Source organism: Bacillus thuringiensis, assembly GCF_001182785.1.
GTDB classification, from domain to species: Bacteria; Bacillota; Bacilli; order Bacillales; family Bacillaceae_G; genus Bacillus_A; species Bacillus_A thuringiensis_S.
This window is the reverse complement of sequence record NZ_CP012099.1, coordinates 1,918,482-1,932,585: the sequence shown is the minus strand read 5'-3', so window position 1 is coordinate 1,932,585 and position 14,104 is coordinate 1,918,482. Positions and strand designations below refer to the sequence as shown.

Sequence of the window (14,104 nt, the reverse complement as noted above, 5' to 3'; positions counted from 1 at the left end):
TTAATATGGCTATTCTTTTAATAAATCTATTAATCCATTCCCTTCAGATGTACGTTCGTACCCTAAAGGTACAGTTCTTTTAATGAGTTGTGCATATATTTCCGGCTCTGATAACTTTCGACCGTATTCTTTCTCACACTGTTTAATGAGCAAGGCGAGCGCCCCAGCAACATGCGGCGTCGCCATGGAAGTTCCACTTAACACAGCATATTTCCCATCTGGATACGTAGATAATATTTCATCACCTGGCGCTACTAGATCAATTTCTTGATTTGAATTACTAAAACATGCAATCTTCCGCTCTAAATTAACAGCACCAACTTCAATTACCTCAGAGTAAGCACCTGGGAAATCTAGTTCCTCTGTTTCATCATCGCAATCTCCATTATTTCCAGCAGCACATACAACGAGAACATCCTGCTTTACCGCATTTTGAATTGCTTCATGTAATTCTGGAACATCTTGCGGACCACCAAGTGACATTGAAATAATGCTCACTTTCTCTTGATTCGGCCCTCTCCAATTTACAGCATAATGAATTGCCTCAATAATTTGCTCATAACTTCCAGAACCATCTCCCGCTAAAACTTTTAATACTAACATTTTAGCAAGTGGTGCAACTCCTAATACACCGACACCATTTTCAGTTGCGGCAATCGTCCCCGCTACATGAGTACCATGTCCGTTATTATCAAGATACACATTTGGATCAGCTTCATAATCTTTTGTGAAATTTCTTCCGCCGATAATACGATCCTTTAAATCTATATGATTAGTATCACACCCTGTATCTAATACGGCAACGACTACATCTTGCCCCTTCACACTTTTTTCCCATACTTGCGGAGCGTGAATCATTTGTACACCTGGTGGAATTTCATTTACTTGTTCTACCACCTTATTTACGGTAAACGGAATCAATTGTATACCTTTTTGTTTATTCACTGTACTACTCATCGTAATCCCTCCTGAAAATGTATTATTTTCATTTCAGACCACTTTTGAATACGTGTAAATGTAACATTCGTTTTATTCTTTTTGTTTTCCTTCTTTTCAAATATTTCTCAACATCATTTACTAACTCTATACTACTTTTTTATTTTCCCTATGATTTGTAGGAAGTAACACCCCATGTCGTTCAACTAATAACCAAAATAAGAGGACCAATTAATGGTCCTCTTACATTCTTTTAAAAGAATGATATGTAATTTGAAAAATAATATAAATTAAGACTAAACCTCACTCTTGTTTAAAAACTTTTCTATTTCTTTTACTAAATATTCCGCTCCCTCTATCCCAACAGTAATATTTCCATTAGCTAATGATATGTTCTGTTCTGAAACATCACCTGTGATTTGGCAAGCATTGTAAGGTTGATATTTTTGTAAAATGATTTTATCTGCTTCTACAAAAATTTCAAGCGGTGATTTGATTTGTATTCCCAATACATCGCGTAATTCTTTAGGGATAACAATTCGTCCTAATTCGTCTACTTTTCGAATAACTCCTGTTGCTTTCATATTTCTCCCCCCTTACTCTATATTAATTTTTTTCACCTCGCTTTTTCCATTTTATCACTTTTTGGCAATACTTGCCTCTTTTTAGAAAATTTTGTACTCGAGTTAAAAAAACACATTTAATGCATACGTAATCTCTCTTTCAATTGTTTTACATAACGGGATCTTATAAGTAAGAAGTATACAACTTGAATACCTATGAAAATACTTAATACAACTGTATTTTCTTTAAACAATGAGTACTCAAACATTTGCCCTAACGCAGTTAAGGCTACTGCCCCATGTAATGTTGCAACACCAATTGGAACGAAGAATAAAAGCGCCAATCGAATTGTAACTACCTTCGATAATTCCCCACTCGTCAATCCAACTTTTCGAATCATTTCGAACAAGCGAACATCATCCTCCAAATCGGCGAATAAACGGAAGTAAAGGAAACTTCCTGCACAAACGAAAAATACTATACCAATAAAGAAACCTACAAATAAAATCGGTCCTGCAATTTGTAAACTTTGGTTTTGTTCGTACTCTTCCGCACTAAACGTTGACTGTTCTTGATACGGTTTAATTTGATGAGTAAGCTCTTTACCAATTTCAATCTCATCTTTCGTTCTTTCAGTTTTATACATATAATCTTTTGTCTCTATAAATCCATCATGTAATGAATCATATTGATTATTAGAGATTACATAAACATTTCCTCTTAATATTTTCCCCAATGAAGATGAAGTAACTTTTTTCACCTTTAAACTTTCATTCATATTGGGTAAAGTAATTTCTTTTCTTTCTTTCATCGCTGGCCCTGGTATATCAGCTGACAAAAATACAACCTCTTTATTTGCTACAGTATTAAATGGTTCTCCTGTTAACTTTGCATATTCCTTATAGTCTGATTCTTTTATAAAAGTGGCGCTTCTTAACGACTGTTCCTCCGTTTTCTTTGTCGAAATATTAGTTTTTGAAGCTGCTATATTATGTTTCTTTAATCCTTTGTCAATCATTTGTATATGTTGTGATTCGTTACTATTCCCTTGCTTAGAATGGTAATGAAACGCAATTGGTCTCTCCATTATCCCTTTCGTCATGGATGCGAAGCCAACTAATGTCCCTATTGCTGAAAATGCTACAGTAGAAATAATGGTTACAATAAAGAACATTCTTGCGTTATCTCTCATGCGATACGCTAAATCTGATAACGTAATAATATTAGTCTGTGTCCAATAGAAACGTTTACTTTTTTTACATAATCGAATAATAAAGACACTCAGCTGCTTATACAACAAATACGTCCCAATAATAACTACCGTTGTAACAGGAATCATCATAATAAATACCATTGCGCCATGCGATAGAAGAGCTCCTACATAGCCAGCACTAAGCAATACTACTGCTAATATTGAAGAAATGATTGATGCTTTCGGTTCCGGTTTTGCCTCTGCTGAACCTCTAAACAACTTCATAATTTTATTTTTACGAATCATTCCTGCACTAAACAATGATATGATCATAAATAATATGAAAAACATAATACTCGTTACAACAATTGCTTTCATCGGTATGTAATAGGATAAGGAGATATCTAGTTTTAATATCATCGGGGCGACAAATATTAATACCCCTGAAAATAACATACCTGAAAGAATACCAAAAATAATTGCCCCTATTCCAATCATAATATTTTCAAAAAAGATAAGACGCTTTAATTGATATTTCATCATACCTAGCATCATTAAAATTCCTAGCTCACGCTTTCTCGTTTTTAAAAACATTCCCATCGAATATAAAATAAAGAAGAATGTAAATAAGTAAATAATAGACTGTGCAAAAGACATACTTACGAATACGTACTGACCCAATTCTCCTGCACTTAATGCCGGATGAAACGCAAAAAATGAATACACAAAAAAGGCCATAATAGCAAATGCACTACTCAAAAAATAGGCTGAGTATGTCCGTCTATTTCGCGTTACATTCCGATATGCGAGTTCTCTAATGTTCATATTACTTCTCCGCCCTTCTTTCTACTAACTATGTTTTTATATTAGTAAAGTACGGAAATACCTTCCATCGATTCAAATGACAAAAACCTTACAGTTTTGAAAGGTTTAAAAAAATTGCTTATACGTAGTACTTTATTTATAATGACTACATTCATATTCATACACACATCCTATTGTATATTCGTTAGTTTTGCGAAATAATAAAGGATAGAAGTATGTACCATTATACATATAAACTTATTTACCGCTTTAATATGAATAGGAGGAAAACATAATGACATTACAAGAACAGATTATGAAAGCATTACATGTTCAGCCTGTAATTGATCCAAAAGTTGAAATTCGTAAACGAGTTGATTTCTTAAAAGATTATGTAAAAAAAACAGGCGCAAAAGGATTTGTACTTGGTATTAGCGGCGGCCAAGACTCTACATTAGCAGGACGCTTAGCACAACTTGCAGTTGAAGAAATTCGTAACGAAGGTGGTAATGTAACGTTTATCGCCGTACGTCTTCCTTATAAAGTACAAAAAGATGAAGATGATGCACAATTAGCATTACAATTCATTCAAGCAGATCAATCTGTTGCATTTGATATTGCTTCAACTGTTGATGCTTTTTCAAATCAATATGAAAACTTATTGGGTGAATCATTAACAGATTTCAATAAAGGTAACGTGAAAGCACGTATCCGTATGGTTACTCAATATGCAATTGGTGGACAAAAAGGGCTACTTGTTATCGGAACAGATCACGCTGCAGAAGCTGTAACAGGGTTCTTTACAAAATTCGGAGATGGTGGTGCAGATTTATTACCATTAACGGGATTAACGAAGCGCCAAGGACGTGCATTATTACAAGAGTTAGGTGCAGACGAGCGACTTTACTTAAAAATGCCAACAGCTGATTTATTAGATGAAAAACCAGGTCAAGCTGACGAAACAGAGTTAGGTATTACTTATGATCAATTAGATGATTATTTAGAAGGTAAAGCAGTTCCAGCTGACGTTGCAGAGAAAATTGAAAAACGTTACACAGTGAGTGAGCATAAAAGACAAGTACCAGCGTCAATGTTTGATGATTGGTGGAAATAAATAAAACATAAAAAAGAAGCTAATCTCATTTAGCTTCTTTTTTATATGTTAACGATATACCCCTACTCTTTTCTCCAATAAATCTTGCAGGCAATCTTCATGCTGTTTACAAAATAACGGTGGCATGTCGTCTAACGGGAAAAACTTCAAATCCAACGTTTCATCACCATCTACTTTTTTGTCGCCCCCAACTATTGAGCATGAAAAACACATCACAATTGACTGTGCCTTGTCTCCATTTGGATATGATTGAAAATATTTTGTATACACTCCAATAAGCTCATTTATTTCTACATCATACCCTGTTTCTTCTTTTATTTCTCGGATTGCAGTTTCCGCAGCCGATTCTCCTATCTCCATTGCGCCACCTGGAAAGCCCCAAGCGTTAAAGTCTCCTCTTTTTTGCAGTAATACTTCTCCTTCTTTATTAAATACACAACCACCGGCAAAGTTTAAGAAAACATAATCATGCCCTACTTTTTCACGTAATTCTTTTATATAATTGGCCATTCTCTTTCCCCTTTTCATACTTCTTCTATCGCTATTTCTTATCTTTTTCAAGCAATTCAATAATTCGATCTAGCTTCTGGTTCATATTAATCACGTGGTGTTTCTTTGCAGCACTGCTTTGTAATACTCTTCTAATAAACAAAGTAAATGATATGAAAAACAAAACGATAAGTCCGATTACTAAACAAGTATATATCAATGTAAAAATATTACTTTCGAACAAGTTCATTCAGCATTCACATCCTCTCCTTTTTATTTTATCACATAATTCCCAATATTTTAAAGTGATCAACAAATATAAAAAGAGCATCTTTTACAGATGCTCTTTCTCATTTCTTAATACGTAAATGAAATTGTCGCCAATGAATAACCCGCCAGTGCACTATAAGGTGCTACTTGATAAGACACACGCTTTGCACCTTTTGGCCAATTTATTTCATTTAATACTTTCTTTATATCTTGCATCGTTCCATCCATGGATTGCTTATACCGTACTTCTACTTTTTCTGGTTTTGCTGCAAACTTTTGCTGCAACTTTTGCTTAAATTCATTATAATTTTCTGCTCCGTATTCTGCAGATAAGTATTGTAAATTTGTTTCTTTTAACATTTGCTCATATATGATAGTTTTTGAGCTACCAGCTTTTATTTTATTTGTTAATTCACCAAAATAACTTGTAGTAGCCGCTGGATATTTGCTACGATCCCATTCGTGATCTTTACTTAACTGTTCGTCAGACATATTAAAATATGAGTAAGTTATACGCCCTGCTTTATCTGGTACTGGATCATCAAATGTAGTATCTAGGTGATACCATTTGTTTTCGATGTTCACTAAATTCCACGCGTGAGCTTGTCCATTTCCTGTGCCTGTTACAATATGGTTTTGAATACCTGCCTCTTTTAACAACTCATACGTTAATAAAGTATATCCTTGGCAAACGGCAGAACGATTCGCTAACGCTTCATATGCTGTATACGCTTGATAAGACGTATCATAAGACACATGCTTCACAACGTAATCGTGAATAGCTTTTACTTTCTCATGCTCATCCATCCCTGGTTTTACAATTGATCCAACAATTGCTTTCGCCTGCGCTTTTACATATTGAGTTTGTTCTTTTGACTCACGGTATTTCACTTGTAGTGTAAACGTATAGTTCCCTGGCATTCCTTTAATAGAATATCTAGTAGACGCTACATTATACTTTACATACTCATCAGCATCTACAATTTTATTAAACTCACCATACAATTGATCCATAATATTTCTAGCATTTCTATCTTTTGTTTTATATGTGATTGTAATATTTTCTTCTCGATTATCAATCTGTTTTTTTAATTCTTTTCTGAAATCATCTAATAACTTTACATCTGATTGTGCTGTCACTGCAGTCGGATTTGTAGCTGCATAAGATACAGATGACGCTTGTAAGCCTCCCATTACTATAGTTGAACAAAGTGCGGCAGCTGTCACATACTTGCTTGTCTTTCCCATCTTGTCACTCCTTACATTCTATAACTATACGAAAAAGTATCGTATAGTTTCAGAGTATACAATACTTTTTCGTATAGGTCATATGAGATTATGCATATTAACTAATTCACATAAAAAGGTTGTTCTTTTTAAAAGAACAACCTTTTTTCATTAGCAAGTTTGTAATACGCAGCATGTATTTTCAAAACGTTGATTTTTCAAATCTTCATTACTAATACAGAAATATAGCATCCCTAGTTCTCCCCAAACCATATTACAATTTTTATGATCTGAATCAATTTGGAATAAAAGAGTCATTTGCTGCGGGTTTACTCCCATATATTCTCCTGTCTCATATAACACTTCTTCTTGTACAGAGAATGGTTCACCAAACATTTGATGGTTATCGTAGTTATCCGGAATTAGCTCTTCAAGTAATTGTAAGAAACGATCTGAATCAGCCTCATCTTCAATGAAAAGCTCTGGTAATTTGTATGTCAGTTCAAAAGTAATTGCACACTGGTTATATTTCGTTTGTATTTCATTTTCTCTTCGTAATTGCTCTACAGGAACATCATAATAAAGTACACGCCCAGCTTCTGTTAGATTCACATTTTCTTCAAAATAATTTTCAATGCAAAAGAAATACAGCATCCCCGTCTTAGGAAGATTGTGATCCATACCAACGTTTTGTAAATCACTTAAGTTAAATTGCGCGATAAATTGTAGTGGCTTTCCTTTATGCTTTGGATATTCAAACAAAGCTGGTAAATCAGGAACTCCCCCCATTTTCGAACTACCTATCGCAACAGTTTCCTGTTGCTTTGGCACAACTTTTATACAAGGAAATACAGTATTAATAAGTTCCTCTTTCAAGTGTGTTAGTTCATATTTATCAATTAATACTTCAATTTTTTTATTCATAAATTCTCCTTACATTTACATACTTAATTATATCATAGTACAAAGATTATACTTCATTCTTTACAAAATCAACAAGCCTCCAAAAAACGGGCTTATCCTTCGTACGCGAACAAGTTTAAAAAAGCATACTATACATTGTTCCTACAAACACGATAATTCTTTAGTTCTTCCAGTACATTTTCCCCTCGTTCATTTTCATTTTTAATATAAGGAGGAATTCCACATGGGTTACGGATATAGTTGCGGCGGTTACGGTTACGGCGGTAGCTGTGGTGGTTGTGGTTACGGAGGTTTCGCTTTATTAATCGTTTTATTTATCCTTCTAATCATCATCGGAGCTAGCTGTTGGGGCGGCTTTGTAGGCTGCTAGTAAACTTAAAAACTATTGTAAAAAAGCACGTACCATACGTGCTTTTTTGCCATTTCCAAATCTTTCATTCGAAAGGAAGTATGTTTAATGAAGATTGATGGTGTTTTTGAAGGAGGCGGTGTGCGCGGTATTGCGCATGTCGGGGCAATTTGTGCGTTAGCCGAAAAAGGTTATGAATGGGAACGTGTAGCTGGTACATCGGCTGGTTCGATTATTGCAGCGCTCCTAGCAGCAGGATATTCTTGTTCAGAGTTAAAAACGATTATTACTGATATTGATTATAATAAATTTACGAAAAGAACTTTTATTGATAGAATTCCTTTTATCGGTAAGGGACTAAGTGCATGGACTACTCTAGGTATATACTCTAATGTATTTATAGAAGAATGGATTGAAGAATTACTTCGAAAAAAAGGTGTTCATTTATTTACTGATTTACCAGATCTAAACAAACTCAAAATCATTGCCTCTGACATTAGTAATGGTAAAATGGTTGTCTTTCCTGACGACTTACCAAACTACGGATTTTTAAATTATCGCTTCTCTATCGCTAAAGCGGTAAGAATGAGTAGTACAATCCCCTTCTTCTTTGAACCCGTAAAATGGAGAACTCCAAAATGGAAGCAGCCTTGTTATATGGTTGATGGAGGAATTCTAAGTAATTATCCAATTTGGATCTTCGATTCACCTACCGCTCCTCGCTGGCCGACTTTCGGATTTCATTTTGTAAAAGATGAGATTCAAGCTGACCCTGCTCACTATAACGAGCCTATTTCCATGTTCAAAGGACTATTTAAAACAATGATGCAAGCTCATGATTTACGTCATTTAGATAAGGAATCAAAAGCAAGAACCATTACAATTCCAACAGGAACGATTACAAGTACTAATTTTGAACTGACAAAGGAAGAAAAAGAATGGCTTTACAATTCTGGTTATAACTCTGCTAATAAATTTTTACAAGCTTGGAACTTTAGGCAATATATCGATGAGTATAGAAAAGGAAATCAAGACCGAAAGACAAATCGATTTTTCCGTCAACTTGACTCATAATATTATTACTTTGCATATAAATACGAGAACGTTTAACAACTTAATAGTAAATAAGCCTAGTAATTTCTTATATTACTAGGCTTATTTACTTCTTATATAATCTCGTACATTGTTTAAGGGTACGTTAACCCTTCGGCTTCCTCTGCAGTAACAACTATGTAACGATTTCCCGTTCTTAATCCTAACAGTTCTGCTTTTTCAATCGCCTCTTGCTTCGTCTCCGCATAAGCAGCTAAATATTTTTCTCCATTGATCATTTGGCAAATTACATATTGTTTCATTACTTTCTCCTCTTACTTTTTCATTAGTTGTGCGAGTTTTTTTATACCTATTTCAATTTCTTCTAACGTTGCGTATGAATACGATAGGCGCAAAAATTGATTTGCACTTCTATCATATAAAGTACCTGGGTTTAATAAAACCTTTTCTTGCAGAGCTTTATCAAATAAACTGCGATATGAAATGGGTACTTTTATATGTACCCATATATAAAACCCGCCTGTTGGTTCATGCCAAGTTGCTATTTCATGAAGATATTTATCTAACATTAGTAACATAAAGTCTCTTCGTTTTTTCAATTCACTTCTTACAAATCGCAAATGCTCATCATATAGACCATTTGTAAACCACTCTGCTGCAATTTGCTGGGATATAGTGCTTGAACCATAATCTGTTTGCATTTTTATGTCTGACAATCTTTGAATTACTGGCTCGGGTCCAACAATCCATCCAATTCTTAAACCTGGACTAATTACTTTGGACATGCTTCCAATATGTAGTACAATTCCATTTTTATCATAGGCTTTTAAAGGTTTCGAACTAGGTGCATCAAACCATAAGTCTTGATACACTGCGTCCTCTATAATAGGTAATCCAATTTCATTACATACTTCCATTATTTCTTTTCGCTTCTTAGTATTCATACTAAAATTCGTCGGATTATGAAAAGACGGGATTGTATATAAAATAGAGGCATTGAATTGCTTCTTATATTTCTTAATATATGATGTATGTAACCCGCTCTCATCCATTGGGATTCCAATTAAACGTACCCCTGCTGATTGAAAAACATTAAGCGAATACAAATAGGATGGTTTCTCTAATAAGATTGATGCCCCTTTCGAAAGAAGCCCCATAGAAATAAGTTGCAGCGCTTGAATTGCTCCTGAAACAATTAATATAGAGGCAGGAGATACATATACGCCATGCTCCTTTAAGTATTCGGAAATCTTTTCCCTTAAATAAAGATTTCCTTTCGGCTCTTCATACCCAAGCGTCACATTTGACTTTAAAAGCTTATTCATAATTTCTTTCATCTTTTTCTCAGGTAAGAGACTCGGCGCGAGCTCACCCGTTCCTAATCGAATTACATGTGGATAAAATTCAGCTTGATTAATCTCTTGAATAGCTGGGAGATTCGGATAATGAACTCCTGTTTCTACATAAGACTGCCAATTAGGCGGGGGTGCGTATGTTGAAGCATTCTCATTATTATTTACAACAATTGTTCCTTTCCTGCCATTCCCTTCAATATATCCCTTCGCAACTAGTTCATCGAAAGCCATTACAATTGTGCTTCGATTCACACCAAATGTATGGGCCAAATCTCTTTGTGAAGGTAATTTTGTTCCAACAGTCCATTCTCCATTAACGATCCTTTCTTTTATATACGTTTCTATTTGTTTATACAGCGGCGTCGCTAGAGACATATTCGGTTTCCAAACGAATCTTTCCATCATATCACCTTATATTCTTTTTGGTTGGTAACCTCCCCAACCATATGGATGGATACAAATTTTCATTTCTTCTATACAATATACACTATCATAATGAATTAAAATAGGAGGTAATATGATGAGTGAAGCAATTATTCATGGTATCATTCTTGCATTTGGACTTATCATTCCATTAGGTGTACAAAATGTTTTTGTCTTTAACCAAGGTGCTAGCCAACCAAACATTTGGAGGGCAGCCCCTGTAGTATTAACTGCCTCTATATGTGATACGTTACTCATATTGATTGCGGTGCAAGGTGTCTCCCTTGTACTCCTTACTTTTTCTTGGTTAACTAACTCGTTATATATAATTGGATTTTTCTTTCTCCTATATATGGGCTTTGTTATTTGGAGAAGTAACCCTTCCAACGATGTAAAACAAGAAAAAAGTATGCCCTTAAAAAAGCAAATCCTTTTCGCAGCATCAGTTTCGTTATTAAATCCACATGCAATTTTAGACACAATCGGTGTAATTGGAACAAATTCTATTCAATACATAGGAAGTGAAAAATGGGCTTTTACACTTGCAACTATTATCGTTTCTTGGATTTGGTTTATAAGCTTAGCTTTGGCGGGGAAATTTCTAAAAAGACTAGACTCAACCGGAAAGACAATCTTATTATTAAATAAATTTTCTGGTCTCATCATATGGGGTGTCGCGCTTTACATGTTAAAACAAGTTATTTATTCTTAATGAACGAAAGAGAATTGCATGTTACTGAAAACATCATGCAATTCTCTTACAAATTATGAAGTAGGTTCCGGTTTCTGTTTTACCGTCTTTGCATCTTTTGCTGGTTTAATCCAAATGATTGCTATAACAGCACCAATGGCAGCGAAAATACTTGTCAAATAAAACACTTCATGGTCCGCCCCTTTCATAAAAAAAGAATATAAAGGTGGTCCAGCTGCTACACCGATAAATCGCATTGAACTATAAAAGGACGTAACCGTTCCCCTTTGCTCCTTTTCAATTCCTTGTGTAATGAGGGCATCTAAACATGGGAGTGCCATACCAATTCCTATCCCCATAATAACGAGACAAAGAAGTAGTAAGTAAATCCCTTTTATAAATAAAGGAATGATGACTGATGCAGCTGCCATTAAAAAACCAATATAAATACACTTCTTCATAACATTTTGATTATCTCCAATTTTTTTACCGGCCATATAGGAACTAAGTGACAATACAAGTAACGGGATAGCAAGCACACACCCTTTCCATATACCATGAATGTCATACTTTGATTCCAGTATAGTCGACAAATAAAAGAGAATTCCGAATAAAATAAGCATAATAATTGCACCTAATGCAAAAATGGCAATTAACCATCTTCCCTTTTCTCGAAACGTAGAGATAATAGATCGAATAAACTCTTTTAATGGCGGTACTTCCCCTTCTTGTTTTTTTGCCTTTACTAATACCAGCAATAAAACAATTGATACGACACATAAAACTGGAATCGCCCAAAATGGTAAGAACCATACAATGGCAGCAAGAGCAGATCCTAAAATAGGGCTCAACACTTTTCCAAATGTATTGGATGTCTCAATGATTCCCAAACCTGTACTAACTTGTTTTTCATCTTTGTATAAATCACCAACACACGGTATAACAACCGGCATTGCACCAGCAGCACCAATACCTTGAATCGCTCTACCGATTAGTATCCAAATGTAGGGATTATCAACTTTCCATGATACCCAACCAGTTATCGCTCCTCCTATAGCCGCAATCAGCAAACTCGGAACCATTACCATCTTTCGTCCCCATCTATCTGATAAATAACCAGCAATCGGTATAAGTAAAATGGCTACGATAGAGTAAATTGTAATAATCATGGATACTTGAAACGATGAAATATGTAATTTCTTTTCAATTGTCGGCAAGATTGGAATGAGCATTGAATTCCCTAATGTCATGACAAGTGGAACTGATGCAAGCGCAATTAAACAACAGTTTTCTTTTTTTAACATGTTGATTTCGGAACCTTTCATCATATATTTCTTACCATATAATAGCCCTGCTGGAACATAATTTTCATTCCACCAGGGCTATTACACCTTTAATACTTCCCATTCACAACAAAAGAAATTGGGTAAAATATAGTATTACTTCTATTCTTTGAATTCTGTTCGCTATATATCCATACCAATTAATTGAAAAAAAAAGAAAGGAAGAATCCTTCCTTTCTCCTATAACCTTCTACATTTAGCGAGTATATCCGCCACCAAGCTGTTGTTCTGCCATCGCTACTAGGCGCTTTGTGATTTCACCGCCTACAGAACCGTTTGCACGTGAAGAAGTATCAGCTCCAAGTTGTACACCGAACTCTTGTGCAATTTCATACTTCATTTGATCTAAAGCTGCTTGTGCTCCATGTGATGCTAATTGATTAGAATTACGATTTCTAGCCATTACCAATCACCTCCTTATTTATATATAAATTGTGTTAAATTCAAATTAAAATACATGGAAATTTTTGGTTATTTTTTTACCGTAAAAAAAGAGCCTCTAAACGAGACTCTCACATCATTTCACATTACGAAGTTACTACTTCTAAATTTCTATTTATTAATACTTTCATTTCTTCTTTTAATATCTCTTTTGAGTTATGTCCAAACCATTCTAACGAAGCAAAAAGATCCGTGTCTCTCACTTCCTGAATAATCTCATCATAATTTACAATACCTTCAAATAACGGAACCATACCAATACGGCTTCCTGCTGCAGCATATACATTATTAGGTTCAAACACATGCAAATAATCCGCTGAAGATATATTCTTAAAATGGTAATGTAGTGTCCACGGCTTTAATCGATGGAAACTGTCTATTGGATCTGCGCCAGACTCCCATATATGAAGAAAATCAAGATTTATTTTTAAATTCGGATGATTTACTTCTTCTAATAGTTCTATAGTAGAAGGCAATGTGTCTGTTAGTGTATTAGGATGTGTTTCTAACAGCACATACATATTGTGCTGAGCAAACACATCACAAATCTTACGTATTCGCTTCACATACTCTTTTCTCTCTTGTTCCGAGAAGTCCTTGCTCCCTTTTTGCCCAGCAAACGTGCGAATTTTATTCGTATTAAACCAATTAGCTAGTACTACAAGTTGTTCACTTTTCTCTATCGTTTTTTCAAAATCTGCTGATAATGATATATCTAAGTAATCACTTATCATCGTAATTTCTAAGTTTTTATCCTTTAGAAAATTCAATTCTCGTTCTGTCGTTTCACGCTCTTGCATATACAAATTTTGTGCATGAGTCCCCCATAATTCAATTCCTTCAAAACTGTTTTCATATGCAAATTGAACAATATCAGTAAATGAAATTAATTGATGACGAAATGAAATGGTACATAGCGAATATTTCAT

Annotated in this window: 16 protein-coding genes; 4 read left to right on the top strand and 12 right to left on the bottom strand. The window is 34.7% G+C overall.

Annotated elements, in window-relative coordinates:
• Positions 1-9: 9 nt before the first annotated feature.
• The 3 genes from AC241_RS10105 to AC241_RS10095 all read right to left on the bottom strand — a co-directional run bounded on the left by AC241_RS10105 (position 10) and on the right by AC241_RS10095 (position 3,517).
• On the bottom strand, positions 10-957 hold the full coding sequence (locus AC241_RS10105) for a serine protease (RefSeq protein WP_043935044.1): 948 nt from the start codon (positions 955-957) through the stop codon (positions 10-12).
• A 275-nt stretch (positions 958-1,232) separates the two neighbouring features.
• The gene (locus AC241_RS10100) at positions 1,233-1,520 is read right to left on the bottom strand and encodes an AbrB/MazE/SpoVT family DNA-binding domain-containing protein (RefSeq protein ID WP_000648324.1); all 288 of its coding nucleotides are present in this window, start codon (positions 1,518-1,520) and stop codon (positions 1,233-1,235) included.
• Between the two features lie 116 nt (positions 1,521-1,636).
• Positions 1,637-3,517, bottom strand: a complete 1,881-nt coding sequence (locus AC241_RS10095; protein ID WP_048565068.1) for an FtsX-like permease family protein — start codon at positions 3,515-3,517, stop codon at positions 1,637-1,639.
• 274 nt (positions 3,518-3,791) lie between these two features.
• Between AC241_RS10095 and nadE the strand changes: the two genes are divergently transcribed.
• Positions 3,792-4,610, top strand: coding sequence for an NAD(+) synthase (gene nadE / locus AC241_RS10090; RefSeq protein WP_000174904.1), 819 nt, complete (start codon positions 3,792-3,794; stop codon positions 4,608-4,610).
• Positions 4,611-4,658: 48 nt separating this feature from the next.
• Here the strand turns inward: nadE and AC241_RS10085 are convergent, their stop codons facing one another.
• The 4 genes from AC241_RS10085 to AC241_RS10070 form a co-directional block, all read right to left on the bottom strand.
• Positions 4,659-5,120, bottom strand: coding sequence for an NUDIX hydrolase (locus AC241_RS10085; RefSeq protein ID WP_000024996.1), 462 nt, complete (start codon positions 5,118-5,120; stop codon positions 4,659-4,661).
• A 31-nt stretch (positions 5,121-5,151) separates the two neighbouring features.
• Complete coding sequence (locus AC241_RS10080; protein WP_001048102.1) at positions 5,152-5,349, bottom strand: DUF4083 domain-containing protein; 198 nt, start codon at positions 5,347-5,349, stop codon at positions 5,152-5,154.
• Positions 5,350-5,456: 107 nt separating this feature from the next.
• Positions 5,457-6,617 (bottom strand): transglutaminase domain-containing protein, encoded by a 1,161-nt coding sequence (locus AC241_RS10075; protein ID WP_048564628.1) that lies wholly within the window; start codon positions 6,615-6,617, stop codon positions 5,457-5,459.
• A gap of 150 nt (positions 6,618-6,767) precedes the next feature.
• Positions 6,768-7,520, bottom strand: a complete 753-nt coding sequence (locus AC241_RS10070) for a YwqG family protein (protein WP_016081983.1) — start codon at positions 7,518-7,520, stop codon at positions 6,768-6,770.
• A gap of 223 nt (positions 7,521-7,743) precedes the next feature.
• Here AC241_RS10070 and AC241_RS10065 point away from each other — a divergent pair, with 223 nt between their 5' ends.
• Positions 7,744-7,890, top strand: a complete 147-nt coding sequence (locus AC241_RS10065; RefSeq protein WP_000540425.1) for a YjcZ family sporulation protein — start codon at positions 7,744-7,746, stop codon at positions 7,888-7,890.
• A gap of 87 nt (positions 7,891-7,977) precedes the next feature.
• Positions 7,978-8,943 (top strand): patatin-like phospholipase family protein, encoded by a 966-nt coding sequence (locus AC241_RS10060; protein WP_000686807.1) that lies wholly within the window; start codon positions 7,978-7,980, stop codon positions 8,941-8,943.
• A gap of 113 nt (positions 8,944-9,056) precedes the next feature.
• Here AC241_RS10060 and AC241_RS10055 read toward each other — a convergent pair whose 3' ends face one another.
• Together AC241_RS10055 and AC241_RS10050 are read right to left on the bottom strand one after the other, a co-directional pair.
• A complete protein-coding gene (locus AC241_RS10055; protein WP_050843318.1) occupies positions 9,057-9,224 on the bottom strand; it encodes a DUF3933 family protein in 168 nt (55 codons plus the stop codon).
• Positions 9,225-9,236: 12 nt separating this feature from the next.
• On the bottom strand, positions 9,237-10,679 hold the full coding sequence (locus tag AC241_RS10050) for an aminotransferase-like domain-containing protein (RefSeq protein ID WP_050843316.1): 1,443 nt from the start codon (positions 10,677-10,679) through the stop codon (positions 9,237-9,239).
• A gap of 118 nt (positions 10,680-10,797) precedes the next feature.
• Between AC241_RS10050 and AC241_RS10045 the strand changes: the two genes are divergently transcribed.
• The gene (locus AC241_RS10045; protein WP_001287303.1) at positions 10,798-11,412 is read left to right on the top strand and encodes a LysE/ArgO family amino acid transporter; all 615 of its coding nucleotides are present in this window, start codon (positions 10,798-10,800) and stop codon (positions 11,410-11,412) included.
• Between the two features lie 53 nt (positions 11,413-11,465).
• On the opposite strand, the gene AC241_RS10040 is transcribed toward AC241_RS10045, so the two are convergent.
• The 3 genes from AC241_RS10040 to AC241_RS10030 form a co-directional block, all read right to left on the bottom strand.
• On the bottom strand, positions 11,466-12,695 hold the full coding sequence (locus AC241_RS10040) for a bacillibactin exporter BcbE (protein WP_016081985.1): 1,230 nt from the start codon (positions 12,693-12,695) through the stop codon (positions 11,466-11,468).
• Positions 12,696-12,930: 235 nt separating this feature from the next.
• Positions 12,931-13,137, bottom strand: coding sequence for an alpha/beta-type small acid-soluble spore protein (locus tag AC241_RS10035; RefSeq protein ID WP_000113545.1), 207 nt, complete (start codon positions 13,135-13,137; stop codon positions 12,931-12,933).
• A 124-nt stretch (positions 13,138-13,261) separates the two neighbouring features.
• On the bottom strand, positions 13,262-14,104 hold the full coding sequence (locus AC241_RS10030; protein WP_050843314.1) for a sugar phosphate isomerase/epimerase family protein: 843 nt from the start codon (positions 14,102-14,104) through the stop codon (positions 13,262-13,264).

What these genes read in the sequence shown, in the direction of transcription:
- AC241_RS10085 (WP_000024996.1), bottom strand. Translation starts at nt 5,120, where the DNA reads ATGGCCAATTATATAAAAGAATTACGTGAAAAAGTAGGGCATGATTAT.
- AC241_RS10075 (WP_048564628.1), bottom strand. Translation starts at nt 6,617, where the DNA reads ATGGGAAAGACAAGCAAGTATGTGACAGCTGCCGCACTTTGTTCAACT.
- AC241_RS10035 (WP_000113545.1), bottom strand. Translation starts at nt 13,137, where the DNA reads ATGGCTAGAAATCGTAATTCTAATCAATTAGCATCACATGGAGCACAA.
- AC241_RS10100 (WP_000648324.1), bottom strand. Translation starts at nt 1,520, where the DNA reads ATGAAAGCAACAGGAGTTATTCGAAAAGTAGACGAATTAGGACGAATT.
- AC241_RS10050 (WP_050843316.1), bottom strand. Translation starts at nt 10,679, where the DNA reads ATGGAAAGATTCGTTTGGAAACCGAATATGTCTCTAGCGACGCCGCTG.
- AC241_RS10095 (WP_048565068.1), bottom strand. Translation starts at nt 3,517, where the DNA reads ATGAACATTAGAGAACTCGCATATCGGAATGTAACGCGAAATAGACGG.
- AC241_RS10045 (WP_001287303.1), top strand. Translation starts at nt 10,798, where the DNA reads ATGAGTGAAGCAATTATTCATGGTATCATTCTTGCATTTGGACTTATC.
- AC241_RS10055 (WP_050843318.1), bottom strand. Translation starts at nt 9,224, where the DNA reads ATGAAACAATATGTAATTTGCCAAATGATCAATGGAGAAAAATATTTA.
- AC241_RS10080 (WP_001048102.1), bottom strand. Translation starts at nt 5,349, where the DNA reads ATGAACTTGTTCGAAAGTAATATTTTTACATTGATATATACTTGTTTA.
- AC241_RS10040 (WP_016081985.1), bottom strand. Translation starts at nt 12,695, where the DNA reads ATGTTAAAAAAAGAAAACTGTTGTTTAATTGCGCTTGCATCAGTTCCA.
- AC241_RS10065 (WP_000540425.1), top strand. Translation starts at nt 7,744, where the DNA reads ATGGGTTACGGATATAGTTGCGGCGGTTACGGTTACGGCGGTAGCTGT.
- AC241_RS10105 (WP_043935044.1), bottom strand. Translation starts at nt 957, where the DNA reads ATGAGTAGTACAGTGAATAAACAAAAAGGTATACAATTGATTCCGTTT.
- nadE (WP_000174904.1), top strand. Translation starts at nt 3,792, where the DNA reads ATGACATTACAAGAACAGATTATGAAAGCATTACATGTTCAGCCTGTA.
- AC241_RS10030 (WP_050843314.1), bottom strand. Translation starts at nt 14,104, where the DNA reads ATGAAATATTCGCTATGTACCATTTCATTTCGTCATCAATTAATTTCA.
- AC241_RS10070 (WP_016081983.1), bottom strand. Translation starts at nt 7,520, where the DNA reads ATGAATAAAAAAATTGAAGTATTAATTGATAAATATGAACTAACACAC.
- AC241_RS10060 (WP_000686807.1), top strand. Translation starts at nt 7,978, where the DNA reads ATGAAGATTGATGGTGTTTTTGAAGGAGGCGGTGTGCGCGGTATTGCG.